Origin of the sequence: Agrobacterium sp. S7/73, from assembly GCF_019355535.1 — a bacterium.
Classification (GTDB): Bacteria; Pseudomonadota; Alphaproteobacteria; order Rhizobiales; family Rhizobiaceae; genus Agrobacterium; species Agrobacterium tumefaciens.
This window is the reverse complement of record NZ_CP072137.1, coordinates 1,492,316-1,512,195: the sequence shown is the minus strand read 5'-3', so window position 1 is coordinate 1,512,195 and position 19,880 is coordinate 1,492,316. Positions and strand designations below refer to the sequence as shown.

At 59.2% G+C, this 19,880-nt stretch carries 18 protein-coding genes; 3 read left to right on the top strand and 15 right to left on the bottom strand.

Features of this window, described 5'->3' with window-relative positions; translation table 11 throughout:
* Nucleotides 1-18: 18 nt before the first annotated feature.
* The 3 genes from J5276_RS21930 to J5276_RS21920 are packed head-to-tail and all read right to left on the bottom strand — an operon-like array spanning nucleotide 19 to nucleotide 3,196.
* Complete coding sequence (locus J5276_RS21930) at nucleotides 19-1,701, bottom strand: metallophosphoesterase (protein ID WP_065705772.1); 1,683 nt, start codon at nucleotides 1,699-1,701, stop codon at nucleotides 19-21.
* Nucleotides 1,695-2,303, bottom strand: coding sequence for a dual specificity protein phosphatase (locus J5276_RS21925; RefSeq protein ID WP_019566888.1), 609 nt, complete (start codon nucleotides 2,301-2,303; stop codon nucleotides 1,695-1,697). The genes J5276_RS21930 and J5276_RS21925 overlap by 7 nt, the downstream gene beginning before the upstream one ends.
* 53 nt (nucleotides 2,304-2,356) lie before the next feature.
* Nucleotides 2,357-3,196: an inositol monophosphatase family protein gene (locus J5276_RS21920; RefSeq protein WP_019566887.1), complete on the bottom strand. Its 840-nt coding sequence runs from the start codon at nucleotides 3,194-3,196 to the stop codon at nucleotides 2,357-2,359.
* 215 nt (nucleotides 3,197-3,411) lie between these two features.
* Here J5276_RS21920 and J5276_RS21915 point away from each other — a divergent pair, with 215 nt between their 5' ends.
* Entirely contained in the window at nucleotides 3,412-3,708 is a 297-nt protein-coding gene (locus J5276_RS21915) for a PRC-barrel domain-containing protein (protein WP_003518197.1), read from the top strand.
* Nucleotides 3,709-3,893: 185 nt separating this feature from the next.
* On the top strand, nucleotides 3,894-5,414 hold the full coding sequence (gene proP, locus J5276_RS21910; protein ID WP_162995277.1) for a glycine betaine/L-proline transporter ProP: 1,521 nt from the start codon (nucleotides 3,894-3,896) through the stop codon (nucleotides 5,412-5,414).
* 63 nt (nucleotides 5,415-5,477) lie between these two features.
* Here proP and J5276_RS21905 read toward each other — a convergent pair whose 3' ends face one another.
* The 9 genes from J5276_RS21905 to J5276_RS21865 all read right to left on the bottom strand — a co-directional run bounded on the left by J5276_RS21905 (nucleotide 5,478) and on the right by J5276_RS21865 (nucleotide 15,400).
* A complete protein-coding gene (locus J5276_RS21905) occupies nucleotides 5,478-6,203 on the bottom strand; it encodes an SDR family oxidoreductase (RefSeq protein ID WP_065705833.1) in 726 nt (241 codons plus the stop codon).
* 55 nt (nucleotides 6,204-6,258) lie between these two features.
* Nucleotides 6,259-7,869 carry an FGGY-family carbohydrate kinase gene (locus J5276_RS21900; RefSeq protein ID WP_013762242.1) on the bottom strand — a complete coding sequence of 537 codons (1,611 nt, stop codon included), beginning with the start codon at nucleotides 7,867-7,869 and terminating at the stop codon, nucleotides 6,259-6,261.
* A gap of 25 nt (nucleotides 7,870-7,894) precedes the next feature.
* The gene (locus tag J5276_RS21895) at nucleotides 7,895-8,626 is read right to left on the bottom strand and encodes an SDR family oxidoreductase (protein ID WP_065705768.1); all 732 of its coding nucleotides are present in this window, start codon (nucleotides 8,624-8,626) and stop codon (nucleotides 7,895-7,897) included.
* A 38-nt stretch (nucleotides 8,627-8,664) separates the two neighbouring features.
* A complete protein-coding gene (locus tag J5276_RS21890; protein ID WP_174012288.1) occupies nucleotides 8,665-9,642 on the bottom strand; it encodes an ABC transporter permease in 978 nt (325 codons plus the stop codon).
* On the bottom strand, nucleotides 9,632-11,134 hold the full coding sequence (locus J5276_RS21885; protein WP_065705766.1) for a sugar ABC transporter ATP-binding protein: 1,503 nt from the start codon (nucleotides 11,132-11,134) through the stop codon (nucleotides 9,632-9,634). The genes J5276_RS21890 and J5276_RS21885 overlap by 11 nt, the downstream gene beginning before the upstream one ends.
* A gap of 71 nt (nucleotides 11,135-11,205) precedes the next feature.
* Nucleotides 11,206-12,117, bottom strand: a complete 912-nt coding sequence (locus J5276_RS21880; protein WP_013762239.1) for an ABC transporter substrate-binding protein — start codon at nucleotides 12,115-12,117, stop codon at nucleotides 11,206-11,208.
* A gap of 96 nt (nucleotides 12,118-12,213) precedes the next feature.
* Entirely contained in the window at nucleotides 12,214-13,098 is an 885-nt protein-coding gene (locus J5276_RS21875; protein WP_003518205.1) for an AraC family transcriptional regulator, read from the bottom strand.
* A gap of 378 nt (nucleotides 13,099-13,476) precedes the next feature.
* Nucleotides 13,477-14,514, bottom strand: a complete 1,038-nt coding sequence (locus tag J5276_RS21870) for an NAD(P)-dependent alcohol dehydrogenase (protein WP_019566879.1) — start codon at nucleotides 14,512-14,514, stop codon at nucleotides 13,477-13,479.
* Between the two features lie 295 nt (nucleotides 14,515-14,809).
* A complete protein-coding gene (locus J5276_RS21865; protein WP_065705762.1) occupies nucleotides 14,810-15,400 on the bottom strand; it encodes a TetR/AcrR family transcriptional regulator in 591 nt (196 codons plus the stop codon).
* 121 nt (nucleotides 15,401-15,521) lie between these two features.
* On the opposite strand from J5276_RS21865, the gene J5276_RS21860 reads away from it, so the two are divergent.
* The gene (locus J5276_RS21860) at nucleotides 15,522-16,748 is read left to right on the top strand and encodes an MFS transporter (protein ID WP_065705760.1); all 1,227 of its coding nucleotides are present in this window, start codon (nucleotides 15,522-15,524) and stop codon (nucleotides 16,746-16,748) included.
* Between the two features lie 84 nt (nucleotides 16,749-16,832).
* Here J5276_RS21860 and J5276_RS21855 read toward each other — a convergent pair whose 3' ends face one another.
* The 3 genes from J5276_RS21855 to uxuA are packed head-to-tail and all read right to left on the bottom strand — an operon-like array spanning nucleotide 16,833 to nucleotide 19,880.
* Nucleotides 16,833-17,675: an amidohydrolase gene (locus J5276_RS21855; protein ID WP_060642853.1), complete on the bottom strand. Its 843-nt coding sequence runs from the start codon at nucleotides 17,673-17,675 to the stop codon at nucleotides 16,833-16,835.
* Nucleotides 17,676-17,700: 25 nt separating this feature from the next.
* The gene (locus tag J5276_RS21850) at nucleotides 17,701-18,690 is read right to left on the bottom strand and encodes an aldo/keto reductase (RefSeq protein WP_065705758.1); all 990 of its coding nucleotides are present in this window, start codon (nucleotides 18,688-18,690) and stop codon (nucleotides 17,701-17,703) included.
* Nucleotides 18,687-19,880: a mannonate dehydratase gene (gene uxuA / locus J5276_RS21845; RefSeq protein WP_209159652.1), complete on the bottom strand. Its 1,194-nt coding sequence runs from the start codon at nucleotides 19,878-19,880 to the stop codon at nucleotides 18,687-18,689. Before uxuA ends, J5276_RS21850 begins: the two co-directional genes overlap by 4 nt.

The window sequence follows — 19,880 nt, the reverse complement described above, 5'->3', positions numbered from 1 at the left end:
GTCGAAAAAACCTACGGATCACACCGCAACGGATTGGAGTTGCGGTGTGAGACGGAGCTCCAGATGCCGCAAACCGCCTTCGGCACGGTCGAGAAACAGCCCAAGGGCACCGAAGAAGATTTCGATAAAACTCTTAACCGAACCGTCGTGGTGATCGGGCTCACGGCCGAACCGCTCCGCCAGCATCCGGTAAAGGGAAAGCCGTTGAGGCGCGATATGGACAAGCGCCAGCCCCGCGCCCTGACGCAGGCAATACCAGTCAGCAATAAGCTCGAACATCGGCAGATCGGAGGAAAGCCCGGCATCATGCGAGGCAAGGCTTTTTTCACCAAGCAGGCCGATAACCTCGGATATGGTTTTATCCGCAATCGCCGCCACGATCCCGGCTGGCCACTCCTTGGTGAAATAACGATGCCTGATAAGCGCGCGTTTGTGGCCAAGCAGGAAATCACCATAATTGCCGGCCGCAAATGCGCGGTCCTCATCCTCGCCCGCAAGTGCCATTTCCTGCGCATACCCCCGGCAAATGCGGCTGTTAATCGGCAGCGCGGCCATTTCCACCGTCTCGATGGAAATCTCGTGCTGCTGGGGATGGACGACCTTGAAGGCGGGTGGAAAGGCAACCAGAGACGGCACGGCGATATTGGTGAGCGAGGTTTCCCCTTCCCCACGCCGGGTTACGCCTTCCACATGCAGATGCCCGCTGAAATGGACTTGGAACCCGGCCTCAACCAGCGCATCCTCAACCGCCTTGCGCGGCGTGCGACGCACCACGTTGGTTTCGCCGAACAGCGCACTTTCGGCACCGCTTGCGCCATCGAAGGGATCGAGCGCCGGATAGTGCGAAAAGCCGAGCAAAGTCTTGCCGAGCGCCTGCGCTCTTTTGCGCACATCGGCAATCCAGTCGATGATGAAGGGCTTGCAGCGCAAAAGCGCATTCCAGCCGCCAGAGGTACTGTCGGTGAAAGCCGCTTCCTCACCCGTCTCGAAAGTGCCGTCAAGCGGTTCGAAAATATTGGCGTCGATCATGAGCAGCCAGAGGCCCGGCTCCGGCTCAACCAGATAAGATGCGTCCATCAGCCAGTAGATATTGGTGCCATCGGGGGAACGCACCTCGTAGAGACGATCTTCCGTCGCATCGGAAAGCCCGAACGGTGTTTCCCAATGCAGATAGTCCGGCTGGCGGAAATATCCGAAAGCCCCCATCGGGCCAAGGCCAACGGGGTAGCCTTCGCAATACATCCGGTCGCTGATCACCACCCGATCACCGGCCCGCCGCGCATCGCTTGAAACGGAAAGGCATTTGCCGTTCTCCGTTAGAAACTCCTTGGTATGATGTCGGCCACGCGGGCCGAAAATATCGTGGTTGCCGGGCAGCGCATAAAAGGCGGTGCCATGGGTATCACGATGACGCTCCAGAATACCCTTCAGCGTTTCGGATGTCGCGCGCTGGCCGTCGTCGGTATAGTCGCCAAGCAGCACCACATGGCGAATGCCCCGCTGCCGCACTTCTTCGAGTGCAGCATGCAGCGCATCGGCGCTTTCGTTGAAAACACGGGTGGATTCGCGTGTATCCGACCAGCTACGCATGGTGATGCGTTCTCCATCGACCTCTATTCCGGGAAAACCGAAATCGGCCGCCGTGTCATGGAAATGGGCGTCGGCAATGACGGCGACGGAAGGAAGCGTGCGTTTCAGCATGGTTGGACAGTCTTTCTGCCTTCGACCATATCGATCCAGTCGGAAGCGCGGCGGGCAGCAGCATAAAGCATCGGTTTCGGTGTCTCGAACCATTCGTCCGGCCGCAATTCCCGCTTCGTGCGGATCACAGCCAGTGCATCGTCGAGGTTAGGGTAAAGATGCGGCTGCTGCTTGTGCAGGAAAAGCGCGACCAGCGATACCGAGCGGCTGCGGCCGCTGCGGCAATTGACGAGCACATTGCCGCCATCGGGGAACGGATAGGTTTCGCGCTTCGGCATGGTCTGCCGCAATGCGCCGTCGAGAATATAATAGGCCCCCAGCATCATCGTGTCCGGACTGCCTTCGCCGTCGATAAGACCGAGCTTATAATAACGGATGTCGCCATACCCCACCGCGCACCTGTCGCCATCTTCCGCCGACGCCTGCACGAGATTGATATCCAGATTGACGGCGCAGTTGACGACGGTGGTAATGCCGTGCCGGTGAAGGAGCCCAAGGTCGCTCGCACCATCGCTGCCGCCGATATAGAGCGCAACGTTACGCGGGCCGAGCCCTTCCGCAATCAGGCTGATCGCAGGCCGGGCATAAACGGGTCCATCCATCTCATTCCTCCACATGCACCAAGCACCCTTCACGGACGGGCGCTCGTCTAAACTCAGGCCGATACGGCCCGCTGCCGATCCGAAGGCTGCCGCTCTGCCAAAGGTATCTTCGATGCCCGACTGACGCCGCTTGCAACACCGCTGGCTGCGGCCAGCACCGGCCCGCCATCTTCAAGACTACCGATCTCCAGGAAAGGGCAGACGTCGCCGCCAGCTTCGCTGACGAGTAGCAGTCCCGCAAGACAATCCCATGAATTCATGTGCAATTCGAGATAGGCATCGGAGCGGCCATCGGCCACATAGGCAAGCGCCAGCGCACCGGAACCGGCGCGGCGCACATTGGTGCCCATATCGAGCAGGTTCTTGACGACATCAAGATAGGTGGCGTTCGCGATACGGGTCGACCAGCCCATTTCGATCGAGGCCGCATCGAAACGTTCCGTCTGCGCAACCTGGATCGGCTGCCCGTTACGCGTTGCCCCCTCGCCGCGTCGGGCGAAATAAAGTTCATTCAGAGCCGGATTATAGATAGCGCCGATTTCGGTTTGCCCGTTTTCGACATAGGCGATGGAGATGCAGAAGTGCGGAATGCCGCGGGCGAAATTTGCGGTGCCGTCCACGGGATCAACGACCCAGACGCGATCACCGATCACACCGCCGCCCTCCTCGCCGAAAAAACTGTCCTTAGGAAAGCAGGCCGAGATCGCGCCGCGAATATGCGCTTCGGAGGCTGCATCCGTCACCGTCAGAAAGTCCTGCGGGCCCTTCATCGAGAAGCTGCGTGTCGCCTCGCCCTGAAAGCCTTTCAGCACCAGTTCCCCGGCGGAAAGAATAACGCTGCGGCACAGTTCGGCACGGGCTGCCAACGTATCCGGATAAGGCATCAGGTCCATGCGGAATAACCATCTCTCAAAAGATTGAACACGCGTTCATATTGCACACGTGTTCAATCTTTTCAAGCGTGATTTTGCGGCGGGCGGTCCGCTGGAGTTCATACCAGCCCCCTAAGCGTTCAGACAACCGGTTTAGCCCAAAATCCCCCAGACGCGATGGAACGGTTTTGCACTGCGGGAGTTTCCATATCGCAACCCAAGCAGGAGGAAGAAAAATGGATCATGCCAATCACGTACGCCTCGTTGAAACCGAACTGACCCCGTCGGTTCTGGAAGGTGCAACAGTTTATGGCGCAGATGACCACAAGGTCGGCAAGGTCGATCACGTCCATGGCGTCGGCGCGGCAAGCACCGCGATCATCGACGTCGGCGGCTTTCTCGGCATTGGCGCAAAGCCCGTCGCAGTACCGCTCAGCGATCTCGATTTCATGCGCGATGAAGACGGCGATGTCCACGCGATTACCTCGTGGACCAAGGATCAGCTCAAGGAAATGCCTGAGCATCACCACTAATCTTTAAAAAACGCCCGGCTACCAGCCGGGCGTTCTTTTTTCTCCTTTCGGGCGACCCCGCCCATACTCCCCATAAGATGAGCTAAGGCCCGATTGTTCTGCCGACCGATGGAACGCTTAAGCGTATCGAGCATTTTCATGGCGCTCAAAAAATTCGGGCGCAATGCAGTTCAGGGGGACAGTGATTGAACAACCAGATACAGGCCACTCCGCTGAGCATCGACGACGTCACCGTCATCGATGACGAGAAGGTCAAAAAAGCAGTTACGGCAGCCGCTCTCGGTAACGCGATGGAGTGGTTCGACTTCGGAGTTTACGGCTTCGTCGCCTATGCCGTCGGCAAGGTCTTCTTCCCTGACGCGTCACCCGCCGTTCAAACGGTGGCGGCGCTCGCAACCTTCTCCGTCCCCTTCCTCATCCGCCCATTGGGGGGCGTATTTTTTGGCGCCATGGGCGACAAATTCGGGCGTCAAAAAGTCCTCTCCCTGACAATCATCATCATGGCCGCGAGCACCTTCTGTATCGGCCTCATCCCCGGTTATGCCACCATCGGCATATGGGCACCCATTCTGTTGCTGTTATGCAAGCTTGCCCAGGGGTTTTCCGTTGGCGGCGAATATACCGGTGCGGCCATTTTCGTGGCGGAATACGCGCCTGACCGGAAGCGCGGTTACCTTGGAAGCTGGCTCGACTTCGGCTCCATCGCCGGCTTTGTGCTTGGCGCGGGGCTCGTCGTGCTGCTCAGCACCGCGATGGGTGAAGCCAAGTTCCTCGACTGGGGCTGGCGCATTCCGTTCTTTCTGGCGGCACCGCTCGGGCTGATCGGGCTTTATCTGCGCCACGCGGCAGAAGAAACACCAGCCTTCACCGAACGCCTGCAGCGCTCCGAAGAAGAAGACCGGCAGTCGCTGAAAGAGCGCCCCATGGTTCCCATCGCCGAGATCGTGAGCCAACATTCCCGCTCGCTGGCAATATGCATAGGCATGGTCCTCGTGACCAACGTCACCTATTACATGCTGCTCACCTACATGCCGACATATCTGTCGAAGACGCTGAATTACAGCGAGGACCATGGCGTCCTCATCATCATCGCGGTTATGGTTGGCATGCTGTTCGTCCAGCCCGCCATTGGGCTTTTGAGCGACCGGATCGGACGCAGGCCGTTTCTGGCGGTTGGCAGCACGGCGATCCTGTTTCTTTCACTGCCGGCATTTCATCTCATCGCCAGCGGGCAGGTTGTTCAGATTTTCTTCGGCCTGCTCATCCTGGCGGTCGCACTTAACTGCCTGATCGGGATCATGGCATCCACCCTCCCGGCCCTTTTCCCGGCCCGCATCCGCTACAGCGCGCTGGCTATCGCGTTTAATATCTCGATCATCGTTGCCGGGCTCACGCCGACACTCACCGCATGGTTGGTGGAGGTAACGGAAAATATCTATATGCCGGCCTACTATCTCATGGTCGCGGCCATCTTTGGCATTGTGACGACATTTTTCCTCAAGGAAACCGCCAACCGGCCGCTTTATGGCGACACGCCGAATGCGTCTAGCCGAAAGGAAGCGAAGTCGCTTCTTGCAGAGCAATATCTGCACATCGAGAAAAGCGTCGAGGAGATAGACGACGAATTGCTCAAACTTGATGAACAGAAGGAAATTCTTCAAGCAAAACGCAACCAGCTGGTTGGCAGACATCCGGATCTGACCTGAGCGGATATCCAGTCCTGGAACAGTATGCGCGGCGATGCATTGCACCCGCGCATCCCTTAAACGTCAGACGGCAAGGAACCCGCCATCGATGGGCAACACCGCGCCGGAAATCATGCTGCTATCATCTGACAGAAGCAGTGCGATGCTCTGTGCCACGTCTTCGGCCTCGGCAAAGCGCTGCAGCGGATGGCGAACCATCATCGGTGCGCTCTTGGCCGGATCGTTCCATGCTTCGGCAGCCAGTTCAGTGAGCGTGATGGTTGGCGCCACGGCGTTGACACGGATGCCGTGCGGCCCGAGTTCCTTGGCAAGAACGCGGGTTGCGCCTTCAAGCCCCGCTTTCGAGGCCGCGTAGCAGAGATGATCCTGAAAACCGCGATGACCGGCAATTGACGTGATGTTGACGATTGCGCCACCGCCACCCTTTGCGACGCGGGCGCGGGCGAATTCCTGACAGGCAATGAGCGCTGCACGCAGATTGATGCCGAGCACAGCCTCATAACCTTCGTCGCTCATATCAAGCACGCTTTCGAGCACGTTGATGCCGGCGCTGTTGATGAGAAAATCGCATGGACCCGCCTCGACCATCGCGGCCCGCGTCGACGCCACATCTGCGAGATCGACACGGATCGAGCGTCCGCCGATTTCGCTTTTCAGGCTGTCGAGATCGGACTGGGTCCGGCTGATTGCCACGACCTCAGCACCGCGCGCGGCCATCAGGATAGCGCAGGCACGGCCGATGCCCTTGCCTGCGCCGGTGATGATGACGGATTTTCCGGAAAACTGCATGGAATCCTCTTTATTTTGCGGCCAAAACGGCCGGACGATGGAAGCTTGTGGCGCTTCAGGAATGGTTTGCGGAACGAATGGCGCGCGCCGCATTCTGCAGTGCCAGAAACGCGTCGTAGCGTGACTGGTGCACTTGGCTGAATGCAGCGTCCGGTGCCGAATATTTGGCAATACGCGACATGGCGGGCATTGCGGAAATCAGGTCGGGATAGGCCTTGGCAGCAACCGCGCCGAGCATCGCCGATCCCAGAAGCACCGGCTCCTCGCATTCAGTGAGTTCAACCGAAAGCCCCGTCGCATCCGCCAGCAATTGTCTGGCAAGCGGATGCGCGCCCGCGCCGCCGCTGACACTGATCGTTTCCACGGGAGCGCCATGACGCGCCTGCGTCTCGATGATCTGGCGAAGCCCGTAACCGAGGCCGAGAAGCCCCGCCACGTAAAGCGCGACAAGCGAATCCACCCCCGTCTCGGTGCCGTAACCGGCAATGACGGCACGGGCATGAGGATCGGCGAAGGGCGCGCGGTTGCCGAGGAACTCCGGCACCACGTGAAAATTCTCGGCAATCTTCACGGCAGCGGAAGCAGACGTGGCCAAAGCCAGTGCACGGTCGGCAAGCCATGCAGGTAATGACTTGCCTTCTTTTTCGGAAAGCGCCTTTGCCTCTGAAAATGCCGGGTGCAATTGCACCAGATAATCAATGGCCGCACCGGCGGCGGATTGGCCGCCTTCATTGAGCCATGCGCCGGGAACCATGGCGGAATAATAGGGACCCCAAACACCCGGCACGAAAGCCGGCTCCGAGGTGGTTGTCATGGTACAGGAAGAGGTACCAAAGACGTAACCGAGGCACCGCGAAGCGTCGCCGCCCGCAGCCACCGTGCCGACACCCCCGGCATGCGCATCGATCAGACCGGCGGCAACGGCGGTTCCAGCAACCAGCCCCATGGCTTTTGCGGCTTCATCGGTCAAACCATTACCCAGCGCCGTGCCTGGATGAACGACGCTTTCACCGATACGGCGGAATCCCTGCTCCGCCAGATCGCCAAGCCCGATGCGGGTGAAATATTCCGCATCCCAACGTTCCTCATGGGCGAGATAAGTCCACTTGCAGGTAACCGTGCACGCGGAACGATCGAGCGCGCCTGAGGCTTTCCAGGTCAGGAAGTCCGTCAGGTCAAAGAAGTGCTCGGCGCGCGCATAGATATCCGGCCTGTTTTCGCGAAGCCAGAGCAGCTTGGGCGTCTGCATTTCCGGGGAAATCCGGCCACCGACATATTTCAGAACGGCATGTTCGCCCGCATTGATCCGCTCCGCCTGTTCGACGGCGCGGTGATCCATCCAGACGATGATATCGCGCTCTGGATGATCCGGCGCGCCGACCGGAAGGGTCTCATCCTCAGGCCCGCGCACCACGAGCGAGCAGGTGGCATCGAAACCGATGCCAACCACGGCTGCGGGATCTATGCCGGCGCGCGAGACACTTTCCCGCACGCTGTCGCAAACGGCTTTCCAAACCTCACCACTCGATTGTTCGGCTATGCCGCCGTCTTCACGATGCATCGTGATCGGGCGCTTGGCGGTGGCGAGAAGCCTGCCCGCCACATCAAAGACACCGGCACGGGCAGAGCCGGTACCGACATCGACGCCAATCAGGTAGGAAGCCATTTGCGATACTCCTTGGGAGTGTAGTTTAAACGCGGTCGAAGTTGGTGGGCAGCACCAGCATGTCGCGGATGGTGACGGTGCGCTTGCGGGTCAGCATGTAAACAACCGCATCGGCCACTTCACTCGCGTCGATGAGGCTACCCGATTCCTTGGCGTTGCGAAGATTTTCTTCCGGCCAGTCTGCCAGAAGGGCCGAGACGACCGGGCCGGGAGAGACCTGCGCGACGCGCACACCATGCGGGATCATCTGGCGACGCATGCCCTGCACGAAGCTGGTGATCGCCCATTTCGAACCCGAATAGACCGGTTCCCAATAGGTCGGGAAATGTCCGGCGATCGAGCAGGTGACGATGATGTCGCCGGTCTTGCGCTCCGACATGTGCGGCACGACGGCCTGTACATTCTTCATCACGGCATTGACGTTGAGGTTCAACATCTTGTCGATGGCTTCCGGCGTGGTTTCGGTGAGATCGCCACCGATATAAGTGCCTGCGTTGCAGTAGAGAATGTCGATGTGATCGACCTTCTCAAGGATTTCCGGGATCATGGCATTGCAGCTGTCTGCATCCAGAAGGTTCGTGACCTGCGCGATGGCGCGCTTGCCGAGTTTACCGACAAGTTCATTCAGGGCTTTCTCGTTCCAGTCGACCATGACGACGGTTGCACCGTTTTCCAGTAGCGCCTCGGTGGTGGCGAGGCCAATACCGGACGCGGCGCCGGTGATGACCGCGATCTTGCCTTGCAGCAATTCAGACATTTAATTCTCCTGCTTCTTTGAAGATATGACGTGTGGGCTCAACGCCAGTCGCGCCCGATATAGATGGCGAGCAGAATGATGCCGCCCTTGATGACATCCTGCAGATAAGGGTTGATACCCATGAGATTGAGGCCGTTATTCAGGATGCCGAGCAGCACCGCGCCGATAAGGGTACCAAGAATGAGCCCGCGTCCGCCGGCAATCGCCGTGCCGCCGAGAACCACGGCCGCAATGGCATCCAGCTCGAAACCGACACCCGCATTGGGCTGTCCGCTCATGAGCCGGCCGGTCAGAATGAGAGCTGCAAGCGCTGCCGTCACGCCTGAGATACCATAGACGGCAAGCTTGACGCGCCGGGTCTTGACGCCGGAGAGGCGCGCGGCCAACTCGTTGCCGCCGAGTGCATAGACATGACGACCGAAAGCCGTACGCTGCAAAAGCACCCAGGCCACGGCGTAGATCACCACCATGATGATAACAGGCACCGGCACGACGCCAACGCGACCGACGCCAAACCAGGAAATCCAGCTCGGAATGCCGCTGACGGGATAACCGCCGGAATAGATGAGGCCGAGACCGCGCGCCATTCCCATCGTCGCAAGCGTGACGATGATGGCCGGCATCTTGCCCCAGGCGACAAGTGCTCCGTTGAAGATACCGATGCCAAGTCCGATGAACAGCCCGGCCGGCAAGGCGAGCGACGCAGGCAGGCCGGTATTCACCATCAGGCCGGCAGACAACGTGCCGACAAGCGCCATGACCGCGCCGACCGACAGGTCGATGCCGCCTGTGAGGATGACGAATGTCATGCCCACGGCCAGAATGCCGACGACTGAAACCTGTCGCAGCACGTTCATGATGTTGTTCACGCTGAAGAAATTGTCGCTCGCAAGACCCATCAGGATCGATACGACAATCAGGCCCGCCAGAGGCAGGGCGAGTGGCGAGCGCAGCATGCTGCCAAGGCCGAAACCGCTCGTCTTTTCGGCAATGCCGGCATTTGCATCAAGCGACATGTTCAACCCTCCCGGTGGTGGCGTTTGTCATTATTGTTTCTGAATTGATGTCTGCGCCCTCGACGGTGGCGACGATGCCCCCGGAGCGGAACACGCAGACGCGGTCCGACATGCCGATCACTTCCGGCAGCTCCGAAGAGATCATGATGATAGAATAGCCCTTGGCTGCGAATTCGCGCATCAGCGCATAGATTTCCGCCTTCGCGCCGACATCGATGCCGCGCGTCGGTTCGTCGAAGATCAGGACGCGCATGTCATGGTTCAGCCAGCGGGCGATAACGATCTTCTGCTGGTTTCCACCGGACAGCGTGTCCACGCGGGCATAGGGTCCCTGTGCCTTGACCTGAACCTGCGCCATCGCCTTTTTCGTGTGCTCCAGCTCTTTTTTCAGGTCGATAAACCAGTGAGCCTTCTGGTACTTGCGATAGTTGTTGAGGGAGATGTTCTGCAGGATGGAGAAACTGGTGATCAGACCCTCTTCCTTGCGGCTTTCCGGCAGCAGGCCAATGCCGCGCATCAGCGCCTCATCCGGGCCGGAAAAGCGGGTCTCGACGCCATCGACCTTGATCTTGCGGCGCGAAGCGGAATGCGCGCCAAGCATGGCCAGCACCGTTTCCGTGCGCCCGGAACCGACAAGCCCGGCAAAACCGAGTATCTCACCCTGCCGCAGGGTAAAGCGCGAGACCGGCCCGCCTTTTTTCAGTTGAAGCTCTTCGACCTCGATCACGTTGCGCGCAGCTGTATCGATCTTCGGTTTGGGCGGAAAATTGGCCTCGATGCGCCGGCCGACCATCATCTCCACCAGACGGTCATTATCGACGTCAGAGGTGAGGCAGGAGGCGATGAGTTCGCCATCACGCAGGACGGTGATGCGGTCGCAGATCTCGAATATTTCCTCGAGATGATGGGAAATGAAGATGATAGCGACACCCTGACGCCGCAGCTCGCGCATGACCTTGAAGAGATGCTCGGTCTCGGACGGGGTAAGCGTCGCAGTCGGCTCATCGAGAACGAGAATACGGGCATCGAGTGAAAGCGCCTTGGCAATTTCCACGAATTGCTGCTGGGCAACGGAAAGGCGGTGCACCGGCACATCGAGCGGAACGTCCACGGCCAGACGGCTCATGATTTCGGCGGCACGTTTACGCATCGCACGCTTGTTCAGCAGGCGCAGCGGTCCGCGGATTTCGCGTGCCAGAAACATGTTTTCGACCGCATCGAGATAGGGGATCAGGCTGAATTCCTGAAACACGATGCCGATACCGGCGGCAATCGCCTCGTCGTAATTGGCGAAGCGGCGGTCCTTTCCATCAATGCGGATCGTGCCCTCCGAGGGCTGCAAAATGCCGCACAGGATTTTCATCAATGTCGACTTGCCAGCGCCGTTCTCTCCCAGAAGCGCATGCACCTCGCCGGCGCGCGCCTGCAGGTCAACGCCGCGCAGGACCTCGATCTTGCCGAAGCTTTTTCTTATTCCATTCAGTTCCAGCATTTTACCCTCCTCGATGGTCGGGACATGTCCCGCCCCCACACGAGGCGGGGACGGGACCTGGGGAGGAATTCTTACCAGCTGAAGTCGCCGGCGTTCTTGCTGTCAACGACCATGACGTCGATCGGTACTTCCTTCGGAACGACGCGGGCGCCCCACTTCTGGGCAAGCGCCATGGCAAGGCCAACGCGCACCTGGTCACGCGGGAACTGCGCGGTCGTTTCGATGAAAGGGCCGCCGTCGGCAATTGCCTTCACAGCTTCGGGAGCACCATCAACCGAGGTCAGCTTGATGTCCTTGCCGGAGCCCTGGATCGCAGCGAGTGCACCCATTGCGCCGCCATCATTCACCGAGAAGATACCGGCGAGGTTCGGACGGGACTGGATCATGTTTTCAACGACGCCGAGCGCAACGGAGCGGTCCTGACGACCATTCTGCGTGTCGACAAGCTTGATGTCGGCAAATTCGGCAAGCGCTGCCTTGCAGCCTTCGACGCGCTGCAGGATCGGCACGACCGGGATACCGTCGAGGATTGCAACTTCACCCTTGCCGCCGAGCGCATCACCGAGATGCTTGCAAGACTTGTAGCCTGCGTCACGGTTCTTCGAGCCGACGAAGGTGTCGACCGGGCCGTTTGCGTTGGCGTCGACAGCAACGACAATCACACCGGCAGCTTTGGCAGCGTGCACGGCGGCTTCGATGCCGGCGCTGTCGGTCGGGTTCAGAAGCAGGATGTCGATCTTCTGCTGCAGCATGTCTTCCACGTCGGAAATCTGCTTTGCCACATCGTGGCCGGCGTCGGTGACGACAACATCAGCGCCGATGCTTGCCGCGGCTTCCTTCAGCGCTTCCTGCATGGACACGAAATAGGGGTTGTTCAGTTCCTGGAACGTCATGCCGATTTTCAGCTTGTCCTGTGCCAATGCCGGAGCGGCCATCATTGCAAGTGCGGCCGATGCCATCAGGAACTTGGATTTCATTCTCATAGTAACTTCCTCCCGTTTGGAAAATCTGGGCAATAAGAGCCCGTTTCCGGACAGTCCTCTGCCCGAATTGGTGAAAAATCCGCGATGTATCTTGGTTTAATCCGCCATGACCGCTGCCTTCTGGGCCGCGAACACCGTACGAAACCTCGATGGCGACATTCCCTTCAGCTTCAGGAAATGCCTGTTGAAATTCGAAAGGTTTGAAAAGCCCACGTCGTAGCAGACTTCCGCCACCTTCACGTCCTGATCCACCAGAAGCATCTGGCAGGCCAGATCGATGCGCAGCTGATTGCGATAGCGCACCAAAGTCGTTCCCGTATGTCGCTTGAAGGCACGGGAAAAGGCACTCTGGCTCTGGCCAACCATGTCGGCCAGATCGATTTCCTCGACCTGTTCGGTCAGGTGCTGGCGCAGATGCGACAAGGCGCGGTTGATGCCGCTATCGCCGATGCCCGTCAGGTCCAGCTCGTAGCTCAGGCTCGCCAGCACCTCGGGCGCCGGCGCATTGACCAGCAGATCGAGAATTTCCCAAAAAATCGCAAGACGCTTCAACCCCTGCGCCTCGATCAAACGCAGTATCAGCGGGCGAACGCGATCGCTGGTCTCATCGTCGAACAGAATGCCGCGGCGGCTGCGGTCCAGAAGGGCGCGAACTACCTCCATCTCGGACATGGAAGCGCAGGCATCCTCGATAAAAGCTTCCGGAAACTGGATGACGAGAGAGCGCGTGGGAACGATCTCGTCCGGCTCGATCTCGCTGATCCAGTTTTGAGGGAGATTTGGGCCAGTCATGATTAGCTGGCCCGGGCCGAAGCGACCGACGAAATCGCCAATGTAGAACGTGCCTGACGTCGCCACGACCAGATGAATTTCATATTCGGGATGGTAATGCCAGCGCACGGTGCGGAACGGATAGCCATGCCGCCAGGCGGCGAAGGATTCGCCCTTGCGGATATGTACCAGTTCCAGATCGGGCTGCATCGATGTTTCCTCCCATCGGTCACGTCCGCCGTATTCGCGGAGCAAAGCCATTCCTCTTTATGGCTCGTCCCAGGCGTTGATGGGGAGCATATGGCCTGCGGCACATTTACTTCCACATCATACCGGGGAAATTACCGATACTTTTTTGACTGTTTTTTGTCAGAAATTGAAGAGTGCCGTGCATCCGCCGACAACTAAGCCAGCGGTTGCGCCCATTTTTTCGCGCAGTTGCACGCCATACGCCCAGAAAATGCGCATCTTAAAGATCGATGTGATGATTTTTTAAAGCTCGACCCGCCGATCACCAGCAGGTCGAGCTTATACTTTTCCGAAGGGTTTTTGACGCCCCTGCATCGGCAGGCGGCTTGCCGGAAGGGATTATTGCGGCATCAGAATTTGCAGCTTCACGTCCGTTTCCCTTGCCTCCACCGCACGATCAAAACCGGCAATGCTGTCTTCGAAGGGAATGGTCGCGGAGATCAGCGGCTTCAGATCGACCTTGCCGGACGCGATGAGAGCGACCGCACGGTCATACACATTGGCGTAGCGGAAAACCGTCTCCACCCGCAGCTCTTTTGCCTGCAAGCCGACGATATCGACCGGCACCGGATCGACCGGCATACCGACGAGGACGATGGCGCCGCCGGGACGTGCGAGTTTCGCCATACCGAGCACGGCGGGTGCAGCGCCAGAGCATTCGAAAACGACATCGCAACCCCAGCCATCCGTCGCATCAGCCACGGCCTGCGACAGGTCACGTTCGCGGATGTTGACGGTCTCGATGCCGTCATAGGCTGCGATGATATCCAGCTTCGGCTGGGCAAGATCGGCAACGATAACCTTTGCGCAACCGCCGGCTAGCGCCGCCAGCGCAACCATCATGCCGATCGGACCGGCGCCCGTCACGATGGCAACATCGCCGGGCTGAATACGCGCCCTGAGCGCTGCCTGCATCCCGATGGCGAAGGGTTCCACCATGGCGCCTTCGGCAAAGGAAACGTTGTCGGGCAACTTGTATGTAAAGGCGGCGGGATGAATGACTTCCGGTGTCAGGCAACCGTGAACGGGTGGCGTTGCCCAGAAGCTGACCGCCGGATCAACATTGTAAATGCCAAGTTTGGAGGCGCGCGAGGTCGGATCGGGAATGCCCGGCTCCATGCAGACGCGATCACCCGGCTTCAGATGCGCAACCTCGGCACCGGTCTCGATTACCGTTCCGGAAGCTTCATGGCCCAGCACCATCGGCGCATGCACAACGAAATGGCCGATCTTGCCATGGGTATAATAATGGACGTCCGAGCCGCAAATCCCGACGGTATGGGTACGGATGCGCACATCCTTGGGTCCGAGCTTGCCGGGAATGTCGAACTCCCTGAGCGAGAGCTTTCCTTTTTCTTCCAGCACCAGTGCTTTCATCTCATCCTCCGTAGTTTGCGAAAGGCCTTAGAGCGAATTCAAACAGCGTGATGCGATGCAATTTCGACAAAAGTAAACAGAAATCAGCCGGATCGGCCGGTTTTTCTTCAAGGAGGAAAAACTGTATCGATGAGCCCGCAATTTCTTATCATCCCTGGCGCGCCAACGAGTCTACGGGGGAGAGAGACAGCACGATTCGCTCAGCGCGCTTCGGGGAATATCGCCGGCTCAGGGTTACCCACTCAGCCGGAACGAGATTGACACTGATGTGTACGCAGAACCGGCGACAAGCGGATCAGCGTGTGATCCTCAGCCCTTCCAGAAAGGTGCGGAAACTGTCGACGGCGCGTTTCGAGGTCGTTTCGGGGTCGTCGGAATTCGCGATCCACTGGGCTGCACTGCTGCTCGCCGCATTGATGAAACGCGCACAGGCCTCCGGATCAATGTCGACGATCGTCCCTTCCTGCTTCAGCGCATCGAGACTTCGCGCAACGGCCGAGATACAACCATTGGCATTTGGCCAACGTGAAGGGTCGCCGAGAACGGCTGGCCCATCACGGAACATGATCCGCTGGATTTCCGGCTCCAGAGCCATGAGAATGTAACCGACATTTTCCTCAACGAAACCCTCCCAACGCGTCGCGGCCCTAGACGAGATGTCACAGAGCCTTTTCGTCATCTCGGCGTCGATCTCACCCACAACCGCCAGCAGCAGGCCTTTCTTGTCGCCAAAATGATGATAAAGCGCGCCGCGGGTCAGCCCTGCTTCGGCAGTGAAGTCGTCCATCGAAGCGTCGGCATAGCCGATGCTGCCAAATGCCTTGCGGCCAGCGACCAGAAGCTTCGCCCGCGTCTCGGCAATCATTTCACTGCGAGGTTTGCGCATTTTTTCTCCGAATTCTACATACGTCGCGTATACTAGTTGACATACGCGACGTATGCAATTATTTCATTTGCATACGCCACGTATGTTTGTGGTGGGTACTCCCTAAACAAGGTGCATCCCGATGTCTAATCCATATAGAGAAATTTTCCGGGCTCCGGGCGCCAAAGGCTTTTCCGCCGCAGGCTTCTTTGCCCGTCTTCCGATTGCGATGGCACCGATCGGCATCGTCGCCATGCTTTCCCAGACCCATGGTGAATATTGGCTTGCCGGTGCGGTCTCGGCAACCTTCGCGCTGACCAATGCCGCGGTTGCGCCGCAGATTTCCCGATTGGTGGACCGCAAGGGCCAGAGCAGCGTCCTTGTCCCGGCCACCATCATATCGGTCATCGCCTTTGCTATCCTGATTATCGCGACCAACCAGAGATGGCCTGCCTGGACGCTCTTTCTTTCGGCCTTCCTCGCCGCGGCCATGCCGAGTATTCCCGCGATGATGCGCGCCCGCTGGACGGAAATCTTCCGTGACCGGCCTGAGCTGAACACTGCTTTTGCATTTGAATCCGCCGCCGACGAACTTGTCTACATCGCCGGCGCCTCGCTCTCCGTCGGTCTCGCGGTCTCACTCTTTCCGGAAGCAGGTATGATGATCAGCACCGCCTCGCTGGCACTCGGTACCTTTGCCTTTCTGCTGCAACGATCGACCGAACCCAAGGTACGCAGTTTTGAAAGTGGCAGCAGGCAACATTCGGCTATCCGGCTGCGTTCGGTCCAGATCATCACGGTCGCCCTGATCTTCGTAGGGTCCACTTTCGCCACAGCCGAGGTAAGTGCCGTTGCCATCACCAAAGAACTCGGTCAACCGGAAGCTGCCAGCCTCGTCATCGGCGTCTATGCCATCGGTTCGTTTGTCGTCGGCCTGCTTCTGGGCGCGATCAACCCCAAAATGCCGCTGCAACGGCAATTGCTGATCGCCGTCAGCGTCCTTGCGCTCACCGCGCTGCCGCTCCTCTTTGCAAGCACGACAGTTTCCCTGCTTGCCTTCGCCGTATTCCTCAGCGGCGTTGCAATCTCTCCCATCTTCATCACGGCATTTGGCCTGATCGAGCGCCGCGTCCCGGAATCGATGCTGACGGAAGGCGTGACCTGGGTGATGACCGGCATCGGTATCGGCATGGCGCTCGGCGCCTTCATTTCCGGCTGGGTGATCGATAATTTCGGCCCGAGCAACGGCTTCTGGGTATCGATTGCCGCCACCCTGTCGACAGTCACCATTATCAGCCTCGGTCAGCGCAGCCTTTCTGGAGAGACCAACCGCTCTGCGACGACAACCGCAGCGCAGCCAGCCGAGTAAAGCACAGGCGTATGAAGCGCGCGCCGGCGCGCTTCTTGGCATATCCGGCCGACGCAATGCACAATCGGCATGAAAAGCTGCAAGCTATGTCGCCAAATAAAACAGTCTGGCATTGCGGTGGCCGATCGATGCCTGCTCGTCGGGCGAGAGCGTTGAAAGAAGCTCACTCGTCATACCGATCCATTCCGGTAGACCCGAGCCGAGATCGACCACCGGCCAGTCGCCGCCCCAGACCATTCTCTCAGGTCCGAACAGGTTGATCACGGTTTCCACATAGGGTGTCACGCTTTCCAGCGTCGCGCATCCCGGTGCACAATAGGCGGTGATGCCGGAGAGTTTGACGAAGAGATTGGGCAGCGTCGCCAAGTCGGCCATACGCCCGCTCCACTCCCGAAAATCGTTTCCGGCAATGTCCGGCGTGCCGCAATGGTCGAGCATGAAGCGCACATCGGGGCAGGCCCCGACAAGTTCGGCGGCAATGGCAAGCTGGCGGGAATGAAAACACAGATCGACCGGCCATCCGGCCTTTCCAATCGTGCGCACGTTTCGTCGGTAATTTTCCTCGCGGCTGAGGTCGTCGGGCATAACGTGGAGAATGCGCCGGAAACCGACCACGTTGAGGTGGCGGCACTCCTCCAGCCAGGCTTCGAAACCATTATCCGTTTCCGGTCGGCAACTGGCGATCTGGCCGAACATCGGCAAGCCACCCTCGCCGATCATGCTGGCGATGAGGCGAGCCTCAGCCTGATAGTCGCCGTCATCCACCCCGCTTTCCATGAAGATCGTACCCACTACGCCACATCCCTCGACAAGCGCTGCGTAATCAGCCTGGGTGAAGCTTCCCGCAAGGCTGGGCTCCCCTCGTGTCCAGGCATAACCGAGCTTGCCTCGCAAGATCAGATGCTGGTGAGTATCGATCAGATCCATGGCGTCCTCCTCCCTGTCGTTGCGGTCAATTTTCGAGGGCGAGCGCGTCGAAACCCGCCCAGGCGGCGTCCGGCACGGCCGTTTCGAAAATAGACAGGTTGCGCAAAAGGCTGTCCGGTTTTGCGGTGCCGATCAGGACACTTGCGACATCGGCATTTTGCAGCGGAAAATGCAGGGCAGCGGCCGCAAGTGCAACCCCGTGCCCGGCAGCGTGGAGCTCCATGGCGCGCACCCGCTCCATGACATCTGCTGCTGCTTCACTATAGTTGAAAGTCGCACCCGGCCTTGCACCCGTCGCAAGAATGCCAGAGTTGAAGACGCCGCCGATGACGAGCGAGGTGCCGGTTTCCGCACAACGCCCCAGCAGCTTTGCTGCAGCCGACCGGTCGAGCAGCGTGTAACGACCCGCCAGAAGAATGCAGTCGATCTCGTCTATCTCCATGAGGTTCAGACAAGCCGGAACCTCATTCACGCCAAGACCGAACGCGCCGATCCGGCCTGTCGCCTTCAACTCGTGCAGGGCCTCGATGCCGCTTTCGGTGAATATCCTGAAATGATGGCGATAGGCCTCTTCCCCAAGCGTGGTCTCCTCCAGATCGTGGACATAGAGAATATCCACTGAACCGAGACCAAGCCGGGCGAGGCTTTGCTCATGCGAGCGCATGATGCCATCATAGCTGTAGTCGTATTCCACCACGAAAGGCAGTGCATCGACAAAACCGTAATCCGGTGTCACGCCCGCTTCAGCCGGTTTCAGAATCCGCCCGACCTTGGTGGACAGCACGAATTCGTCGCGTGGTTTCCCCTGAAGAAAATCCCCGAGGCGGCGTTCGGAAAGGCCCTGCCCGTAATAGGGTGCGGTATCGAAATAGCGGATGCCGGCGTCCCAGGCGGCTTGCAGCGTCTCCATCGCATCTTCGCGGCTGACGCTGCGATAGAGATTACCGATACCGGCCGCGCCGAAGGAAAGTTCGCTCAGCGACAGCGCCGTGCGACCAAGTTTGCGGGTTTTCATGCGGCACCCTCCTCGCGGCGAAGCTGGCGCTCAATGGTGCGGATGACGCCGCGGAGTTCGCCGAGCCCCTTCATGCGGCCAATGTAGGAATATCCGGGATTGGTCTTTTTGGTGATGTCATCACCCAGCAGATGGCCGTGGTCAGGCCGCATTGGAATATTGGTGCGGCGGCCAGCCTTGGCGGCGGCCCGCTCCTCGCGCAACAATGCCTCGATGACTCCAATCATGTCCCTTCCGCCATCCAGATGATCGTCCTCAAAGAAGGAACCATCCGGCTCAACGGTCACATTCCGAAGATGGGCGAAATTGATGCGAGACGCGAACTCCCGTGCCATCGCCACAAGATCATTGTCGCTGCGGGCGCCGTAGGAGCCGGTACAAAGGGTGATGCCATTGTTCGGGCTTTCAACGGCCGAGAGAATGGCGCGAATATCTGCAGGTGTCGACACAACGCGCGGCAGGCCGAACAGGGAGAACGGTGGATCATCAGGGTGGATGCCGAGATGCACGCCCACCTCTTCCGCCACCGGCACGACCTCTCTCAGAAAGGCCAGAAGATTGCCCTGCATGGTCGCGCTGTCGACGCCATCGAACGAAGCAATCAGAGCGGCGATGGATTCGCGCGTCTGCACCAGGGCGCCGCCCGGCAGGCCGGCGATGATGTTACGCTCGAGAAGCGACTGGTCATCTTCGCTCATTTGCGCAAAACGCTTTTCGGCTCGCGCCACGAGCGCAGGATCGTAATTTTCAGCAGCACGAATACGCTTCAGGATGAAGACGTCATAGGCGACGAAATCCGCCATTTCGAAGCGCAGCGCCAATCCGGTATTGCGTGCCTGCCAGCGCAGGTTCGTGCGTGTCCAGTCCACCACCGGCATGAAATTGTAGCAGACGACGGGAACACCCGCGCGACCGAGACGGGAGAGTGTATCTTTCCAGCGCGCAATCGCCTTCGGCGCATCGGCATCGCCGCGCTTGATGGACTGTTCCATCGGAATGGATTCGCAGACACTCCATTCCAGACCGGCCGCCTCGATCATCGCCTTGCGTTTGGCGATCTCTTCGGCCGGCCACGCCGTGCCGTCGGGGATCTGGTGCAGCGCCGTTACAACGCCGCTGGCGCCGGTCTGCCGCACATGCTGCAAGGTGATGGGGTCCGATTCACCGAACCAGCGCCAGGTTTCCTTCAT

Coding starts and splice junctions, on each gene's coding strand:
- J5276_RS21930 (WP_065705772.1), bottom strand. CDS start 1,701: ATGCTGAAACGCACGCTTCCTTCCGTCGCCGTCATTGCCGACGCCCAT.
- J5276_RS21925 (WP_019566888.1), bottom strand. CDS start 2,303: ATGGATGGACCCGTTTATGCCCGGCCTGCGATCAGCCTGATTGCGGAA.
- J5276_RS21920 (WP_019566887.1), bottom strand. CDS start 3,196: ATGGACCTGATGCCTTATCCGGATACGTTGGCAGCCCGTGCCGAACTG.
- J5276_RS21915 (WP_003518197.1), top strand. CDS start 3,412: ATGGATCATGCCAATCACGTACGCCTCGTTGAAACCGAACTGACCCCG.
- J5276_RS21905 (WP_065705833.1), bottom strand. CDS start 6,203: ATGCAGTTTTCCGGAAAATCCGTCATCATCACCGGCGCAGGCAAGGGC.
- J5276_RS21900 (WP_013762242.1), bottom strand. CDS start 7,869: ATGGCTTCCTACCTGATTGGCGTCGATGTCGGTACCGGCTCTGCCCGT.
- J5276_RS21895 (WP_065705768.1), bottom strand. CDS start 8,626: ATGTCTGAATTGCTGCAAGGCAAGATCGCGGTCATCACCGGCGCCGCG.
- J5276_RS21890 (WP_174012288.1), bottom strand. CDS start 9,642: ATGTCGCTTGATGCAAATGCCGGCATTGCCGAAAAGACGAGCGGTTTC.
- J5276_RS21885 (WP_065705766.1), bottom strand. CDS start 11,134: ATGCTGGAACTGAATGGAATAAGAAAAAGCTTCGGCAAGATCGAGGTC.
- J5276_RS21880 (WP_013762239.1), bottom strand. CDS start 12,117: ATGAGAATGAAATCCAAGTTCCTGATGGCATCGGCCGCACTTGCAATG.
- J5276_RS21875 (WP_003518205.1), bottom strand. CDS start 13,098: ATGCAGCCCGATCTGGAACTGGTACATATCCGCAAGGGCGAATCCTTC.
- J5276_RS21870 (WP_019566879.1), bottom strand. CDS start 14,514: ATGAAAGCACTGGTGCTGGAAGAAAAAGGAAAGCTCTCGCTCAGGGAG.
- J5276_RS21865 (WP_065705762.1), bottom strand. CDS start 15,400: ATGCGCAAACCTCGCAGTGAAATGATTGCCGAGACGCGGGCGAAGCTT.
- J5276_RS21860 (WP_065705760.1), top strand. CDS start 15,522: ATGTCTAATCCATATAGAGAAATTTTCCGGGCTCCGGGCGCCAAAGGC.
- J5276_RS21855 (WP_060642853.1), bottom strand. CDS start 17,675: ATGGATCTGATCGATACTCACCAGCATCTGATCTTGCGAGGCAAGCTC.
- J5276_RS21850 (WP_065705758.1), bottom strand. CDS start 18,690: ATGAAAACCCGCAAACTTGGTCGCACGGCGCTGTCGCTGAGCGAACTT.
- uxuA (WP_209159652.1), bottom strand. CDS start 19,880: ATGAAGGAAACCTGGCGCTGGTTCGGTGAATCGGACCCCATCACCTTG.